We start from the raw sequence: 14,026 nt of genomic DNA on the forward strand, positions 1-14,026 counted from the left end.
GAGAATGGCGCACGGGGCTTCTCTCACAACCTGGAGGTGACGACACATGCGGTACTTCGCCTTATTGATCAGCAGCGAGCAGAACCACACGCCCAAGGACCCGCCGGCCGCGATGCAGGCATGGCGGGATTTCCACGCCAAGCCGGTTCGGCGATCAAAGCCGGTGACGCGCTGGCGCCCGCGGCCGACGCGGTGGTCATCACCGGCGGGCCGAACGCGCCCGTGGTCACCGACGGCCCCTTCGCCGAGGCAGCCGAGGTGGCGTGCGGCTACTACCTGTTGAAAGCCGAGAACCTCGACGAAGCGCTGGCTCTGGCGCGCGACATCCCGGTAGGCCGCGTTCGGCGCGGTGGAACTGTGGCCGGAGGTCCGCTCGATCGAGCCGTCGCGCCCCCTCACCGGCAACGACTGGCTCGCGCTCCTGCTGGAACCACCCGAATCCGCGCACACGCCGGGCACCCCGGAGTGGGAGGCGGTCGCGGCCAAGCACGCCGACCTGCACGCGGCCGCCGGTGACCGCGTGATCGGCGGGGCCGCCCTGCACGATCGGTCCACCGCGACAGCCGTCCGGGTGCGCGACGGCGAGGTGCTAGTCACCGACGGACCGTACGTGGAAAGCGCCGAAATCGCGACCGGCATCTACCTGCTCGACGCCGCGGACCGCGACGAGGCCGTCAAGATCGCGTCGATGATCCCCGCCTCCACGGTGCAGCTGCGGCGACTCGCAGGAGTCTCGGGACTTTAACCACCCGATGACCGACCTGGACGGCGTCTTACGCCGGGAATGGGGCCCGGCGGTCGCCGCGCTCGCGGTGGTCCGGCGACCTGACCGTCGCCAAGGACGCCGTCCAGGAGGCCTGCGCCGAGGCACAGCGCAACTGGCCCCGCGACGGGGTGCCCGACCGCCCCGGCGGGTGGCTGACGACCGTCGCGCGCAACCGCGCCCGGGACCAGCTGCGCCGTGAATCCGTCCCGTCCCGGAAAGGAATTGGCCGCTTTCGTGGACGAGATCAGGGCCCGTACCGATCGCATCCGGTGCACGACGACGAGCTGCGGATGATGTTCGCGTGTGCGCACCCGGCACTGGACCGGCAATCGCAACTGGCGCTGACGTTGCGACTGGTGTCCGGTTTGACCGTCGCCAAGATCGCGCGTGCCCTGCTGCAGACCGAGACGGCCATCGGTCAGCGAATTACGCGCGCCAAGAACAGATTCGCCATGCCAACATTCCGCTGCGGGAGCCGCCGGCGGAGCTGTTGGCCGAGCGCACACCGCATGTATTGGGTTGCATCTACTAAGTTTTCACCGAGGGCTATTGGTCGACCGTGGTCCCGTCGGCGATACGCGACGAACTGTGCGACGAAGGCGTCGCGACCCTGCGGGCCGACCTGCTGCGGCGCAGGCCAGCGCGGCGAAGCCCTCACCTGGTACTGAACGGCATTGGGGCCGTACCGATATTGGGCTAGTACGCCCGACAAGTCGACGCTGGGCGCCGGTTCGCTACTCCTCCGTGAAGTTGCGGGTGACGGACGGGTCGACCGGGATGCCCGGACCCGTGGTCGTCGACACGGTGACCTTCTTCAGGTAACGGCCCTTGGAAGAGGATGGCTTGAGCCGCATCACCTCGTCGATCGCGGCCCCGTAGTTCTCCGTGAGGTTCTTCTCGTTAAACGACGCCTTGCCGATCACGAAGTGCAGATTGGCCTGCTTGTCGACGCGGAAGTTGATCTTGCCGCCCCTGATGTCGGAAACGGCCTTGGCCACGTCGGCGGTCACGGTGCCGGTCTTGGGGTTGGGCATCAGGCCGCGGGGACCCAGCACACGCGCGATACGACCGACCTTGGCCATTTGGTCGGGCGTCGCGATCGCGGCATCGAACTCCAGCCAGCCGCCCTGGATCTTCTCGATCAGATCGTCGCTGCCGACGATGTCGGCGCCGGCGGCCTGCGCCTGCTCGGCCTTGTCAGCGACGGCGAACACCGCGACGCGGGCCGTCTTGCCGGTGCCGTGCGGCAGATTGACCGTGCCGCGGACCATCTGGTCGGCCTTGCGCGGGTCGACACCCAGCCGAATCGCCACCTCGACGGTCGCGTCCTGCTTGGCCGACGCGGTCTCCTTGGCAAGCCTGGCCGCCTCGAGCGGGCTGTACAGGTTGTTGCGGTCCACCTTCTCCGCGGCGGCGCGGTATACCTTGCTGGTCTTGCTCACTTGCTCATCCAATCTGATGTTGGGTCGTAGTTCCGAAGCTGGCCCTCCCACGGTTAGGGGCCTATTCGACGTTGATGCCCATCGACCGGGCGGTACCGGCGATGATCTTGGCGGCGGCGTCGATGTCGTTGCTGTTGAGGTCGGTCTTCTTGGTCTCGGCGATCTCGCGCACCTGGTCCCAGGTCACCTTGGCGACCTTGGTCTTGTGCGGCTCGGCCGAACCCTTGCCCACCCCGGCAGCCTTGAGCAGCAGCTTGGCGGCCGGCGGCGTCTTGAGGGCGAACGTGAAGCTGCGGTCCTCGTAGACCGTGATCTCCACCGGGATGACATTGCCGCGCTGGTTTTCCGTCGCAGCGTTGTACGCCTTGCAGAACTCCATGATGTTGACGCCGTGCTGACCGAGCGCGGGTCCCACCGGCGGAGCCGGGTTGGCCTGTCCCGCCACGATTTGGAGCTTGATCAGCCCGGCGACCTTCTTCTTCGGGGCCATGAGATTCCTACGTTCCTTCCTAGATCTTCGAGACTTGGGTAAAGGTGAGTTCCACCGGAGTTTCGCGGCCGAAGATCGACACCAGCACCTTGAGCTTCTGCTGTTCGGCGTTGACCTCGTTGATCGTGGCCAGCAGCGTCGCAAACGGGCCGTCCATGACCGTCACCGACTCGCCGACCTCGTAGTCCACCTCGACCACAGGACGTTCCAGGCCACCGGTTTCGGTGGTGGCGGCCGTGGTTGCGCCCTTGGCCGACTTCTTCGACGAACCCGGCGGCAGCAGGAACTTCACCACGTCGTCGAGGCACAACGCTGACGGACGCGACGTCGCACCGACGAATCCCGTCACACCGGGCGTGTTACGCACCGCAGCCCACGAGTCATCGGTCAGATCCATGCGCACCAGGATGTAGCCCGGCAGCACGTTTCGGTTGACCTGCTTGCGTTGGCCGTTCTTGATCTCGGTCACCTCTTCGGTGGGCACCTCCACCTGGAATATGTAATCGCCCACGTCCAGGTTCTGCACCCGGGTCTCGAGGTTGGCCTTCACCTTGTTCTCGTAGCCGGCGTAGGAGTGGATGACATACCAGTCGCCGGGCTTGCTGCGCAGCTCCGCCTTCAGGGCGGCGGCGGGGTCGACTTCCTCATCCAGCTCGGCGGTTGCGGCGTCGGCCTCAGTGTCGGGGTTCTCCGGGGTGTCCGGGGTTTCCGAAGTCTCGGGAGCCCCGGAGACATCGGAGACCTGGGCCGTCTCTCCCACGTCGACCGTTTCACCCGCGGACGTGTCACCGTCGAAGGTAGTCACGGTTTTCAGTCCTCTCTATATGCTTACGAAGCTCAGCCGAACACCAGCAGTGCCAGCTTGGTCAGGCCGAAATCAGACAGGCCTACCAGCGCCACCATGAAGGCGAGAAACACCAGCACCACCGAGGTGTAGGTGAGCATCTGCTTGCGGTTCGGCCAGATCACCTTCCACATCTCCGCAACGACCTGCTTGAGGTAGTTGAAGACGAAAACGAAAGGATTTGCCGTCCCGTCCCCAGGCTTCTTCGGCTTCTTGATCTTTTTGTCGGTCTTCTTGGCCGAGGATGTCTTCGTGGCCTCCGCGGCGGTCTCGACCTCATCCGCAGAGGCCACGTCGTCGGTTTCGACCACGCGCTGCCGGGACCGCTTACCGGTCGGGCGCTGCGGTTTGGTCACCACGCCCGTTCGACCGCCGCTCGCACGGGCCTCGGTGTCGCCGTCGTCGCGTGCAGCGTCGTTGGCAGCACCGATACCGGGGCCTTCGTCGCTCACCGCATGCTCCTTTGTTTGCTAGCTATCACACGATCCGTGCCGAGCTGATCGGACACCCGGTTCAGTGTCCAGCATGGCACGTCTCGCAAAATCCGACTCCTCCTCATGCCGTTCCGGCTGCATCGTCGTCGAACGTCGCGTTGTTGCAGGGACGACAGGACTTGAACCTGCAACCTGCGGTTTTGGAGACCGCTGCTCTGCCAGTTGAGCTACGCCCCTTCGCGGTTGGCAGGCCAACCTGCGCTTAGCTACCCGGGGCCTACATGACACACGCGCTCCCCGTTCGGTGATCCGAACCTAACGGACAGCGCACTGTAATGGGAAAACCCCGAGGTCCGAGTGTACATCGGCACGGGAGCCAGATACTAAATTACGCGGTTCTGACGACCTGCCCCGATTCGTAGTCCCATCTGAGCTTGATGGAATCGTCATCCGTTTCTTCCCGATATTGCCCCACCAACGTGGTGTAGGCCTCTATCACGACCTCGCCGTCGTCGTTGGTGCAGATGTTCTTGGTGACGACGATGTCGGCGCCGAACCGCTCGACGACGGACTCGATGTCCATACGCCCCCACAGCTTGTCGCCTGCCTTGATCGGCTTGTAGAACACGAAACGTTGCTCGACCTGGACGATCACCAGGTTTTCCATGCCCAAGTCGACGTTGCGGAAGAAGTCCAGCTGCACGTACTTGGCGAAGATCGTGACCAAGGTCGGCGGCGCGATGATGGCGTCATAGCCCAGCTCGGCCGCCGCGGCCTCATCGTAGTGTGCGGGATGCTCGCATTTGATGGCCCGCGCGAACTCGCGCAACTGCTCCCGGCCCACTACGAAATAGTCCGGATACCGCCAGACCATGCCGCGGATATCGGTCTTGAGCGCCATGAGCTACGCCAATTTGGCCGAAGCGATGGCCCGCCCGAAGATTTTTTTGCCGCCGGTGGTCGCGGTGAGGGCGATGGTCACCGACTTGGTCTCGGGATCCATCGACTTCACGCGGCCGCTGAACACCAGCTCCGCACCCGTGCCATCATTGGGCACCGGCACCACGGCGGTGAACCGCACGTTGTACTCGGTGACCGCGCCGGGGTCGCCGATCCACGAGGTGACATAGCCGCCGCCGATGCCCATCGTCAGCATGCCGTGGGCGATCGCGGTGTCCAGCCCGACGACCTTGGCGATGTCGTCGTCCCAGTGAATGGGGTTCAAATCGCCGGACACTCCCGCGTAGTTGACCAGGTCCTGGCGCGTCAGCGGGTAGATCTTCTCCGGAAGCTGGTCACCCACCTTCACCGAGCTGAACTCACGAAGTGGCATCAGAAAATCCCTCTTCTCCATCCTCGCCGGCACGGCCCGCCAGGGTCGTGTAGGTCTCCTGCACGATGTCACCTGCTTCGTCGGTGATCACGTTCTTGGTCACGATGATTTGATTGCCGTGCGAAACACGCATGGAGTCGACGTACACGTCGCAATAGAGGCGGTCACCGGCCTTCAGGGGTTTGAAGTACTTCAGCACCTGGTCGACCTGAACGATCTGCGCGTCGTGCACCGCGATTTTGGCGCTTTTGAAGAATGCCGACTGCGCCTTGTAGCCGAACACGCAGCAAAACGTCAACGGGGCCAGCAACCCCTTGTACCCGAGCTCGGCGGCGGCCTCCTCCTCGTGATACGAGGGATCGTCGTTTTGGACGGCGGTCGCGTACTCCCGGATCTTTTCCCGCTCCACCTCGTAATAGTCGGGATAGCGGTAGTGCATCCCGACGATGTCTTTCGTCAACGGCACGGCTTCAGAACCTACCTGGTCAATATGGTCGAATCGGTCGGAGCTGACTAGCGCGTCTCGCGATGCGCCTGGTGTTGGCCGCAGTTCGGGCAGAACTTCTTCAGCTCCAGCCGGTCCGGATCGTTGCGGCGGTTCTTCTTGGTGATGTAGTTGCGGTGTTTGCACACCTCACAGGCCAAAGTGACCTTTGGCCGCACATCGGTACTGGAAGCCATGTCTATTCTCTCTCACGATGCACATTGCACATTAGTGTGTTGTAGCGATGGCCGGACTCGAACCGGCGACCTAACGATTATGAGTCGTTCGCTCTAACCGACTGAGCTACATCGCCTCTGGCACGCGCCGTCCGCCTGCTCGGCGTCCGCCGAGCCCCCTAACGGAATCGAACCGTTGACCTTTTCCTTACCATGGAAACGCTCTACCGACTGAGCTAAGGGGGCTTGGAACCCGTAGCGATCAGTCTTGCCTCGGGCTTAAAAGAGGGTACAGTGCCACGCGTGGCGGCACCAAACCGTCACCCCGGGCCGCCGTTTCGGTGCCGCTGCCACGCGCCGAGGTCGCTGAACTCGTCGTAGATGTCCTCTTGTTCGCCTTCCGCGGCCCCGGGGCCGTCGACCAGCGTGCGCAGCGCGAGATGGACGGCCTCGCGCGCGTCAGCCAGGTGATACCGACGGATTGCCTCTTGGACCAGATCGTCGTCGATCTCGATCTCGACTTTTTTCAGCATGGACAAACAATACCCGCGGCAAACCCGCTCAATCGTTCCGAAAAGCGCGGTTGACGGGCCGAAACACGCCCACGAATGTGGGCCACCCACTCGGGTCATAGGCTGTTCGGGTGCCAGACTCGTCAGCGGACCGGCTGTATTTCCGTCAATTGCTCGCCGGACGTGATTTCGCCGTCGGCGACCCGTTCGCGACCCAGATGCGCAATTTCGCCTACCTGATCGGCGATCGGCAGACCGGGGACTGCGTGGTGGTCGACCCGGCGTATGCCGCCGGAGAACTCGTCGACATCCTCGAGGCGTACGGCATGCACCCGTCCGGCGTCCTGGTCACCCATTATCACGCCGACCACGTGGGCGGTTCGATGATGGGCTTCGAACTCAACGGTCTGGCCGAGCTGTTGGAGCGGGTCAGCGTACCGGTGCATGTGAATACCCATGAAGCACTTTGGGTTTCGCGAGTTACCGGAATCGCGATCGCCGATCTGACCGCCCACGAGCACGGCGACAAGCTCGGCATCGGCGACATCGAGATCGAGCTGCTGCACACACCCGGTCACACGCCGGGCAGCCAGTGCTTCCTGCTGGACGGGCAGCTGGTCGCCGGTGACACCCTGTTCCTGGAGGGCTGCGGGCGCACCGACTTTCCCGGAGGTGACTCCGACGAGATGTACCGCAGTCTGGCGCAGCTGGCCGCGCTGCCCGGGGATCCGACGGTATTTCCCGGGCATTGGTATTCCATCGAACCGAGCGCACCGCTGGCCGAGGTCAAGCGCTCCAACTATGTGTATCGGGCCACAAATATCGACCAGTGGCGAATGTTGATGGGCGGCTGACGGACTGCGTGGGCTTCCCTCACACGGGAGTCATTGCGCTTCGGCACCCGTGCCAGCAGAATCTCGGGTGCACATCGCTGCCATATGAGCGGAGGGGTGGAGTCACATGGGTTCAACGGGGTGGATACAAGGCACTTAGCACGGGTTCACCAACCTTGAGTCCAGCACCTGGTTAGCATGGGCCGCGATCATGCTCGGCATCGTCGCCCTGATCGTAATCAACCACCAGCTCAGCCGCGGCCGGCGATTGGCCGCCGAGCAGACTCGCCCGCACGTCGGCGTGCAGATGGAACCGCATGCCGCCGAATGGCACGTGATCGAGCTGGTGGTCCGGAATTTCTGTCAGACCGCCGCCAACTACATTCGTTTTTCTTTCGCGAGTCCGTCGACGGTGGCCGAATACGAGAATTCCCGACGGCTACGCCGAAGTCGTGGAACTGCGATTGCCCAGCGAAATACCGGTACTCGTGCCCGGGCAGGAGTGGCGTCTGATCTGGGATTCGGCGCTTGACCCCGCCGAGATCGGCGCGGCCATCGAGTCTCGCTTCACCGGGTCGGTGACCTACTTCGACCGCCCCGACAAGCCGCGCGGCTGGCGGTTCTGGCAGCGCGAGCGGCCGCAGTTGCACACCGACGTCGTGCTGGACTGGGACGCCCTGCCGCCGGTTCAGCGGATCGAGTTGATGACCACGCACGACCTCGCCAAGCGGGAGAAGCAGAAGCTGGAACTGGTCCACGGCCTGCTGATCTACTTCCACTACGCCAGCAATGAAACGCGCGCCGACGTGTTCCGCAGCGAGATCGAACGAATCAACAACGCGGTGCGCGAAACTCGGGATCGCTGGCGCGTTCGGCAACAAGATGCGCCGACCGACGTCGGCCTGCGCTGGGGCGGCACCAGCAAAGATCCCGCCGGTCACCACGTCCAGCAGGCGTAACCGGCGCGGTACGGCCGGCCCCGCGGGGTGGCGGTTGGTCGATCTGATTCAATCGACTTCGCTGCCCGTCGCGAAGGAGTAACCATGAGCGGTCCGGTCACCTACAGCCGCAAGGATGCGATCGCGGTCATCAGGATGGACGACGGCAAAGTCAACGCGCTGGGCCCCACCATGCAGGCCGCCCTCAATGAGGCCATCGACCAGGCCGACGGCGACGACGTCGGCGCGCTGGTGCTCACCGGCAACGACCGGGTGTTCAGTGGCGGATTCGACCTGAAGATCCTGACTTCCGGCAAGGTGCAGCCCGCGATCGACATGCTACGGGGCGGCTTCAAGTTGTCGTATCGGCTGTTGTCCTACCCGAAACCGGTGGTGATCGCCTGCACCGGGCACGCCATAGCGATGGGGTCGTTCCTGTTGTCCTCCGGCGATCACCGGGTGGCCGCCCACGCCTACAACATTCAGGCCAACGAGGTGGCGATCGGCATGACCATCCCGTATGCAGCCCTGGAGATCATGAAGCTGCGGCTGACGCCGTCGGCGTATCAGCAGGCCACCGGGCTGGCCAAGGCGTTCTTCGGCGAAACCGCCCTTGCCGCAGGGTTTGTCGACGAGATCGTGCTGCCGGAGGTGGTGGTCAGTCGCGCCGAGGAGGCCGCGCAGGAATTCGCCGGCCTACACCAGAACGCGCACGCCGCAACGAAATTGCGCGCCCGCGCCGACACCCTCAAGGCGCTGCGCGCCGGAATCGACGGCATCGAAGCCGAATTTGGCCTGTAAGGAGGAGGCGACGACCGTAGCCGCCCGTCACTTCACCTTGCGTCGCCGGCGTCAAACGGCCCAGCGGAACCGCTTGAGATACGTCGACCAATTCCAGGTCGCCAGGAAGTCCTGCGCGGCCTGATGACACTTTTCGTACAGCGCCTCAAGGCGGTCGGCACCGATATCGAAGTCGAGGACACCCACATCGGTCGACTCCACCGCGATCGCCCGGGTGGCGACCCACGGCTGGTTGAGGTGGGTCTGCGGAAACCCAATCGTAGGCAAGGTATTTGCCGTCGAAGGTTACGACGACGCGGTCGCCCGACGGGTGCGGCTTCTTCTGTAGGTCGACGCTGAAGTTGATCGCACTCATGATGCCGTCGCCGAATTGCTCGTGGATCAGTTCTTTGATGGCGCCCCCGTACACCTTGCCGCGCCTCGTAAAAGCGGTAAATGGTCGGGTCGGTAGGCACCGCGGTGGGAAGGCCCCCGCGCATCGGCAGTGCGGCCAGCACCGGCACCACGGACTGGTCCAGACCGAGCCTTTCGACCAGCTGCTTGCCCAGTTCCGGCGGAATCGGGTGCTGCCCCAGCAACGCCGAGGTGGTCCACATCACCGGACGGTCGATGGCGTCGGCCAGCTCCTGCCAGGTGAGGCCACGCGTCAGGCGCGCAACGACGATCTGTTCGGTGATCTCGTTTCTGTTCATGGGTCAAGCATGCGGCATCCGACCTGCGTCGGCCCTGCCACCGTGACAAGACGCGTTGTAACCCGCTCCTCAGCCGGGGCCCGTCGCCACCGGCCGTGGTGGACGCCCACGTCGAACGGCCGGCGGTCCGGCTTGCGGATCGGTGTCAGCGGACGTTCGGCCGGATAGCCGACGCCGAGCATGAAGGCGACCAGGTGGTCGTCCGGCACCCCGAGGATGGCGCGTGCCTTCTCCTGATCGCCCACCGAGGAGTGCCCGGTGCCGATGCCGAGGTCGGTGGCGGCGAGCGTTCGGTGATGTACCAGCTTGTCGTTCTCGGTTCTGGCCATGTTCACTTCCTCCCGGTCGGCACCCTTCGTGGGCGACCTTACGGGAGCGAGCTGTCCGCCGCTGTGTCTGCCGGCCGCGCACTTGCGAGGTTCCGGCCGCAGGTAAACAACCTCTCCGGCAGGTCATGCCCCCTACCCGGCGGTATCCGGTTAAGTTGTCGGCGGGCCGCTAACCGCGCGGCCGCGACCCGGAGGATCTGTTCGCATGCGAGTTGACGGGCTCGACATCAACTTTTCCGGCCGCTTGCTGCAACCGGTGAACCGGCACACCAACGACATTCTGCGGCTGATCCTGGCCACCCTGTTTCTCGCGACGGTCATCACCGGCTCGCTGGTGACCCGCACCAGCTGGGTTCGGCTGGAAAAGTCGGTTTCGGAAATTGTCGGGGTGTTGTCGCCGACGCAATCCGATGTGGTGTATCTGCTGTACGGATTCGCGATTTTGGCGCTGCCGTTCATGATCCTGATCGGCTTGGTCGTCGCGCGGCAGTGGAAACTTCTGGGCGCGTACGGCGCCGCCGCCTTTCTCGCCGCGCTGCCGTTGTCGATCAGCAGCAACCGACTCGCGGCGCCCCGATGGCATTTCGACGTGTCGGACCGGTTGAGCGCACTGCCGGCGCAATTCCTCGACGACCCGCGCTGGATCGCGATGCTGGCCGCGGTGCTGACCGTCTCCGGGCCGTGGCTCCCGGCCCGCTGGCGGCACTGGTGGTGGGCGCTGCTGCTCGCGTTCGTCCCGATCCATCTGATCATCAGCGCCATCGTCCCGGCCCGCTCGCTGGTGGGCTTGGCGGTGGGATGGTTCGTCGGCGCGCTGGTGGTGTTAGTGGTCGGCACCCCGGCGCTGGAGGTACCGCTGGTGGGTGCGGTGCACGCAATGGCCAAGCGGGGATTTGTCGTGTCGCGGCTCATGGTGGTCCGTCCCGCCGGGCCCGGACCGATTGTGCTGTCGACGGATTCCGGCGATCCGGATTCGACGGCCGCGATCGAGCTGTACGGGCCTCATCAGCGCAGCGGCGGCGCGCTGCGCGAGCTCTGGCGCAAGCTGCGACTGCGTGACGCGGAGACCGCACCCCTGCATGCCTCGATGCGTCGCGCCGTCGAGCATCGCGCACTGATGACCATCGCGATCAACGAGGTGGGCGTGGCAAACACGTCGACGCTCGCATTCGCAGCCCTCGATCGCGGTTGGACGCTCTACGCGCACAAGCCGATTCGGGGTATCCCGCTCGACGAATGCACGAAGACCACGCCGGTCGCGCGGGTGTGGGAGTCGCTGCGAAGGCTGCACGACTATCAGATTTCGCACGGTGATCTGCGCCGCCACGAGATCACCGTCGACGAGGGGACGGTGCTCTTCGGTGGGTTCGGCAATGCCGAGTACGGCGCCACTGAAGCTCAACTCCAATCCGACCTGGCGCAGCTGCTGGTAACCACGACAGCGCTGTACGACGCGAAGTCGGCGGTGCGATCGGCGATCGACACATTCGGCAAGGACACCATCCTGACCGCATCCCGGCGTCTCACCAAATCCGCTGTGCCTAAACGTGTTCGGAAATCCGTCGGAGACACATCCAGCGTCATTACCGCCGCGCGCGCCGAAGTCAAATCACAGACTGGCGCGGATCAGATCAAGAAGCAGACCATCACCCGGTTCACCCGCAGCCAGGTGATCCAGATGGTGCTGCTGGGGGCGCTGGTCTACGTAGCGTATCCGTTCATCAGCACCGTGCCGACGTTCTTTTCCGAACTCAGAACGGCGAACTGGTGGTGGGCGCTGCTCGGTGTCGCGATTTCGGCGTCGACCTATGTGGGTGCGGTAGCCGCGTTGTGGGCGTGCACCGACGGCACGGTGAACTTCTGGAAGTTGTCGATCGCGCAGGTGGCCAACACCTTTGCGGCCACCACCACCCCGGCCGGAGTCGGCGGCTTGGCGCTGAGCAGCCGGATCCTGCAGAAGGGCGGCCTGTCCGTCATGAGGGCCACCGCCGCGGTGGCGCTGCAGCAGTCGGTGCAGGTGATCATGCACCTGATGTTGCTGATCCTGTTCAGCACGGTGGCGGGTGCGTCGATGGATCTGTCGCATTTCGTCCCCGGGGCCACTGTGCTCTACCTGATCGGCCTGATCGGCGGTGTGGCGTTGGGCATCGTCGGCACGTTCCTGTTCGTGCCCAAGCTGCGGGGCTGGCTGTCGACGGCGGTCCGTCCACGGGTGCAGGAGGTCGCCGGCGATCTCGTCGAACTGGTCCGCGAACCCAAACGTCTCGTGCTGATCATCCTCGGTTGTGCCGGAACAACTCTCGGCGCCGCGCTGGCATTGTGGGCCAGCGTGCAGGCGTTCGGCGGCGGCGCGCCGTTCGTCACCTGCACGGTGGTGACGATGGTCGGCGGCACCCTCGCGTCTGCCGCGCCGACCCCCGGCGGTGTGGGCGCGGTGGAGGCGGCGCTGATCGGTGGTCTGGCCGCCTTCGGCGTACCCGCCGCCATCGGAGTGCCGTCGGTGCTGTTGTACCGGGTGCTGACCTGCTGGCTTCCGGTGTTCATCGGCTGGCCGGTGATGCGCTGGCTGGCCGACAACGACATGGTCTAGCCGGCCGGTTCGTCGCGTTTGGCCCCGACGAACACCACAATGGTTGACCTCCGGGCACTCTCACCGACCATCGCGATGAGGTACCGGAAGTAGTAGCCATCCGGCACCGACCGTGCAACGGTGACCGGCAGGTTGACCGCAGCGGACCCGTCCGAGGCGAACTGTCCCGATATCGGCGCCGCGGTGATCCCGGCGATGACGGACGCACCCGTAAGGTGGTGGCCGTCGACATCGTCGATCATGCGCTGGGCGTCTATTTTGGCGTCGGCGGTGCTGACCGAGCGCGATCGTGACGACGGGCTGGGCGACGTTGAGGGTCACCGCGGAGCTCCCGGCCCGGAACGACGGCGGCGCCGAGGCATCGCACACACCCCAGCCCGTGTGCGGATGGGTGGCAACGGAGAACGCGAGTTCGCCGCCGGACGGATGATCGCCTCGGGAACTTAGGTGTGATCAGTTGGCTTGCCGTCGATACTCAGACCACTCAGGTATTTCTGGTGGCTCGGTCCGGATGCCCCGGGTGCGTGAGATACGGATGGAATTACCTGCCGCAAGCTTGATTATGGCCCGGTCGAACAGCGGTGTGTTGATGGTGAGCATCGGCGTTCCGGGTGTTTCCGGATACAGCCTGAGCGCAGCCCACACATACCAGCTGGAGAGGGCGCCGAAATCATCGTTACCGGTGCGCCATCCGGGGTGGCGCTGAACAGCCCCCGCACCCGGTCGACCGTCAGCTGGGTCTTCCATGGTTGGCCGATGTAGTTGTACAGCCACGGCACCCCGAAGCCGGGCTCATTGCCTGCCCAGAGGTACGGCTCGTTCGGGCCCTCGTTGAGTTTCTTTGGTGAGCGGTCCAGCCTGTCGCCACGTGTTTGCGTCCCCGAGCGCTGGTGGTCGGCAGTATCAAGACATCGCCGAAGGCCGCGCATCCCACCGACGCGTTCGTCATGCTGAACCCGGTCGAGCGGGGATCGTTAAAGTTGTAGCCGGCGTAGTTGCCGACGGTGTCCGGCGAGTACTGCACCATCCCGAACGGCACCGTGGCCCAGGGGAAGTTGTCGATTTCGCCCACGGTCTCGCCGCCCTTGCCGGTACCGATGAGCGTGTCGACGTGCTCGACGGGGTCGAGCGCGAAGGCCAGCTCACCGTCGAAGCCATCGGCGGGGCCGGTGAGACGAATGTCATGAAGACGGCCGTCACCGCGACGACTGCGGTTACGATCCGTCGCGACTTCATAGCTGTCTCTAATGCTGCATGTCTGCGATGTCTGCGCTGTTGCGTAGGTGATTCGCAAAGGGCGGCGCCGAAATCGCAAAACGCATACTCGCGGCAGTCGTGCGCCGTACCGTGTGGACATGGCAG

General features: G+C 64.6%; 12 protein-coding genes, 3 tRNA genes and 8 pseudogenes. 6 read left to right on the forward strand and 17 right to left on the reverse strand.

Annotated features, from left to right (window positions below; translation table 11 throughout):
- Positions 1 to 46 precede the first annotated feature (46 nt).
- Positions 47 to 745, forward strand: a pseudogene (locus FQ389_RS02710) (YciI family protein).
- Positions 746 to 752: 7 nt separating this feature from the next.
- Positions 753 to 1,460 (forward strand): annotated as a pseudogene (locus FQ389_RS02715) (RNA polymerase sigma factor); the annotation flags it as partial.
- 40 nt (positions 1,461 to 1,500) lie between these two features.
- Here the strand turns inward: FQ389_RS02715 and rplA are convergent.
- The 12 genes from rplA to FQ389_RS02775 all read right to left on the reverse strand — a co-directional run bounded on the left by rplA (position 1,501) and on the right by FQ389_RS02775 (position 6,502).
- Positions 1,501 to 2,208: a 50S ribosomal protein L1 gene (rplA, locus tag FQ389_RS02720; protein ID WP_144205981.1), complete on the reverse strand. Its 708-nt coding sequence runs from the start codon at positions 2,206 to 2,208 to the stop codon at positions 1,501 to 1,503.
- A gap of 61 nt (positions 2,209 to 2,269) precedes the next feature.
- Positions 2,270 to 2,698, reverse strand: a complete 429-nt coding sequence (rplK, locus tag FQ389_RS02725; protein WP_144205982.1) for a 50S ribosomal protein L11 — start codon at positions 2,696 to 2,698, stop codon at positions 2,270 to 2,272.
- Positions 2,699 to 2,717: 19 nt separating this feature from the next.
- Positions 2,718 to 3,503, reverse strand: a complete 786-nt coding sequence (gene nusG / locus FQ389_RS02730) for a transcription termination/antitermination protein NusG (protein WP_144205983.1) — start codon at positions 3,501 to 3,503, stop codon at positions 2,718 to 2,720.
- A gap of 32 nt (positions 3,504 to 3,535) precedes the next feature.
- A complete protein-coding gene (secE, locus tag FQ389_RS02735) occupies positions 3,536 to 3,994 on the reverse strand; it encodes a preprotein translocase subunit SecE (protein ID WP_144205984.1) in 459 nt (152 codons plus the stop codon).
- A 146-nt stretch (positions 3,995 to 4,140) separates the two neighbouring features.
- Positions 4,141 to 4,213 (reverse strand) — tRNA-Trp (locus FQ389_RS02740).
- A gap of 151 nt (positions 4,214 to 4,364) precedes the next feature.
- Positions 4,365 to 4,877, reverse strand: a complete 513-nt coding sequence (hadC, locus tag FQ389_RS02745) for a (3R)-hydroxyacyl-ACP dehydratase subunit HadC (RefSeq protein ID WP_144205985.1) — start codon at positions 4,875 to 4,877, stop codon at positions 4,365 to 4,367.
- Between the two features lie 3 nt (positions 4,878 to 4,880).
- Positions 4,881 to 5,309, reverse strand: a complete 429-nt coding sequence (gene hadB, locus FQ389_RS02750) for a (3R)-hydroxyacyl-ACP dehydratase subunit HadB (protein ID WP_144205986.1) — start codon at positions 5,307 to 5,309, stop codon at positions 4,881 to 4,883.
- Positions 5,296 to 5,775 (reverse strand): (3R)-hydroxyacyl-ACP dehydratase subunit HadA, encoded by a 480-nt coding sequence (gene hadA / locus FQ389_RS02755; RefSeq protein ID WP_144205987.1) that lies wholly within the window; start codon positions 5,773 to 5,775, stop codon positions 5,296 to 5,298. Before hadA ends, hadB begins: the two co-directional genes overlap by 14 nt.
- A 47-nt stretch (positions 5,776 to 5,822) precedes the next feature.
- On the reverse strand, positions 5,823 to 5,990 hold the full coding sequence (rpmG, locus tag FQ389_RS02760; protein WP_144205988.1) for a 50S ribosomal protein L33: 168 nt from the start codon (positions 5,988 to 5,990) through the stop codon (positions 5,823 to 5,825).
- Between the two features lie 42 nt (positions 5,991 to 6,032).
- Positions 6,033 to 6,106, reverse strand: a tRNA-Met gene (locus tag FQ389_RS02765).
- 36 nt (positions 6,107 to 6,142) lie between these two features.
- Positions 6,143 to 6,215, reverse strand: a tRNA-Thr gene (locus FQ389_RS02770).
- Between the two features lie 74 nt (positions 6,216 to 6,289).
- The gene (locus FQ389_RS02775) at positions 6,290 to 6,502 is read right to left on the reverse strand and encodes a type II toxin-antitoxin system VapB family antitoxin (RefSeq protein WP_144205989.1); all 213 of its coding nucleotides are present in this window, start codon (positions 6,500 to 6,502) and stop codon (positions 6,290 to 6,292) included.
- 110 nt (positions 6,503 to 6,612) lie between these two features.
- Here FQ389_RS02775 and FQ389_RS02780 point away from each other — a divergent pair, with 110 nt between their 5' ends.
- From FQ389_RS02780 to FQ389_RS02790, 3 genes and pseudogenes are all read left to right on the forward strand, one after another.
- Positions 6,613 to 7,335, forward strand: a complete 723-nt coding sequence (locus tag FQ389_RS02780; RefSeq protein ID WP_144205990.1) for an MBL fold metallo-hydrolase — start codon at positions 6,613 to 6,615, stop codon at positions 7,333 to 7,335.
- Positions 7,336 to 7,522: 187 nt separating this feature from the next.
- Positions 7,523 to 8,273 (forward strand): annotated as a pseudogene (locus tag FQ389_RS02785) (hypothetical protein).
- A gap of 84 nt (positions 8,274 to 8,357) precedes the next feature.
- Positions 8,358 to 9,053, forward strand: coding sequence for a crotonase/enoyl-CoA hydratase family protein (locus FQ389_RS02790; RefSeq protein ID WP_144205991.1), 696 nt, complete (start codon positions 8,358 to 8,360; stop codon positions 9,051 to 9,053).
- 51 nt (positions 9,054 to 9,104) lie between these two features.
- On the opposite strand, the pseudogene FQ389_RS18795 reads toward FQ389_RS02790, so the two are convergent.
- From FQ389_RS18795 to FQ389_RS02800, 3 pseudogenes are all read right to left on the reverse strand, one after another.
- A pseudogene (locus tag FQ389_RS18795) lies at positions 9,105 to 9,308 on the reverse strand (patatin-like phospholipase family protein); the annotation flags it as partial.
- Positions 9,295 to 9,745, reverse strand: a pseudogene (cynS, locus tag FQ389_RS02795) (cyanase); the annotation flags it as partial. The pseudogenes FQ389_RS18795 and cynS, both read right to left, overlap by 14 nt.
- A gap of 86 nt (positions 9,746 to 9,831) precedes the next feature.
- Positions 9,832 to 10,032 (reverse strand): annotated as a pseudogene (locus FQ389_RS02800) (nitroreductase family protein); the annotation flags it as partial.
- 247 nt (positions 10,033 to 10,279) lie between these two features.
- Here FQ389_RS02800 and FQ389_RS02805 point away from each other — a divergent pair.
- Positions 10,280 to 12,664, forward strand: coding sequence for a lysylphosphatidylglycerol synthase transmembrane domain-containing protein (locus FQ389_RS02805; protein WP_144205992.1), 2,385 nt, complete (start codon positions 10,280 to 10,282; stop codon positions 12,662 to 12,664).
- Here FQ389_RS02805 and FQ389_RS21070 read toward each other — a convergent pair.
- Positions 12,661 to 13,545 (reverse strand): annotated as a pseudogene (locus FQ389_RS21070) (glycoside hydrolase domain-containing protein); the annotation flags it as partial. The gene FQ389_RS02805 and the pseudogene FQ389_RS21070 sit on opposite strands and share 4 nt — an antisense overlap.
- Positions 13,546 to 13,580: 35 nt before the next feature.
- Positions 13,581 to 14,021 (reverse strand): annotated as a pseudogene (locus FQ389_RS18820) (hypothetical protein); the annotation flags it as partial.
- Positions 14,022 to 14,026 lie beyond the last annotated feature (5 nt).

The organism is Mycobacterium tilburgii (genome assembly GCF_902168065.1).
Taxonomy (GTDB): domain Bacteria; phylum Actinomycetota; class Actinomycetes; order Mycobacteriales; family Mycobacteriaceae; genus Mycobacterium; species Mycobacterium tilburgii.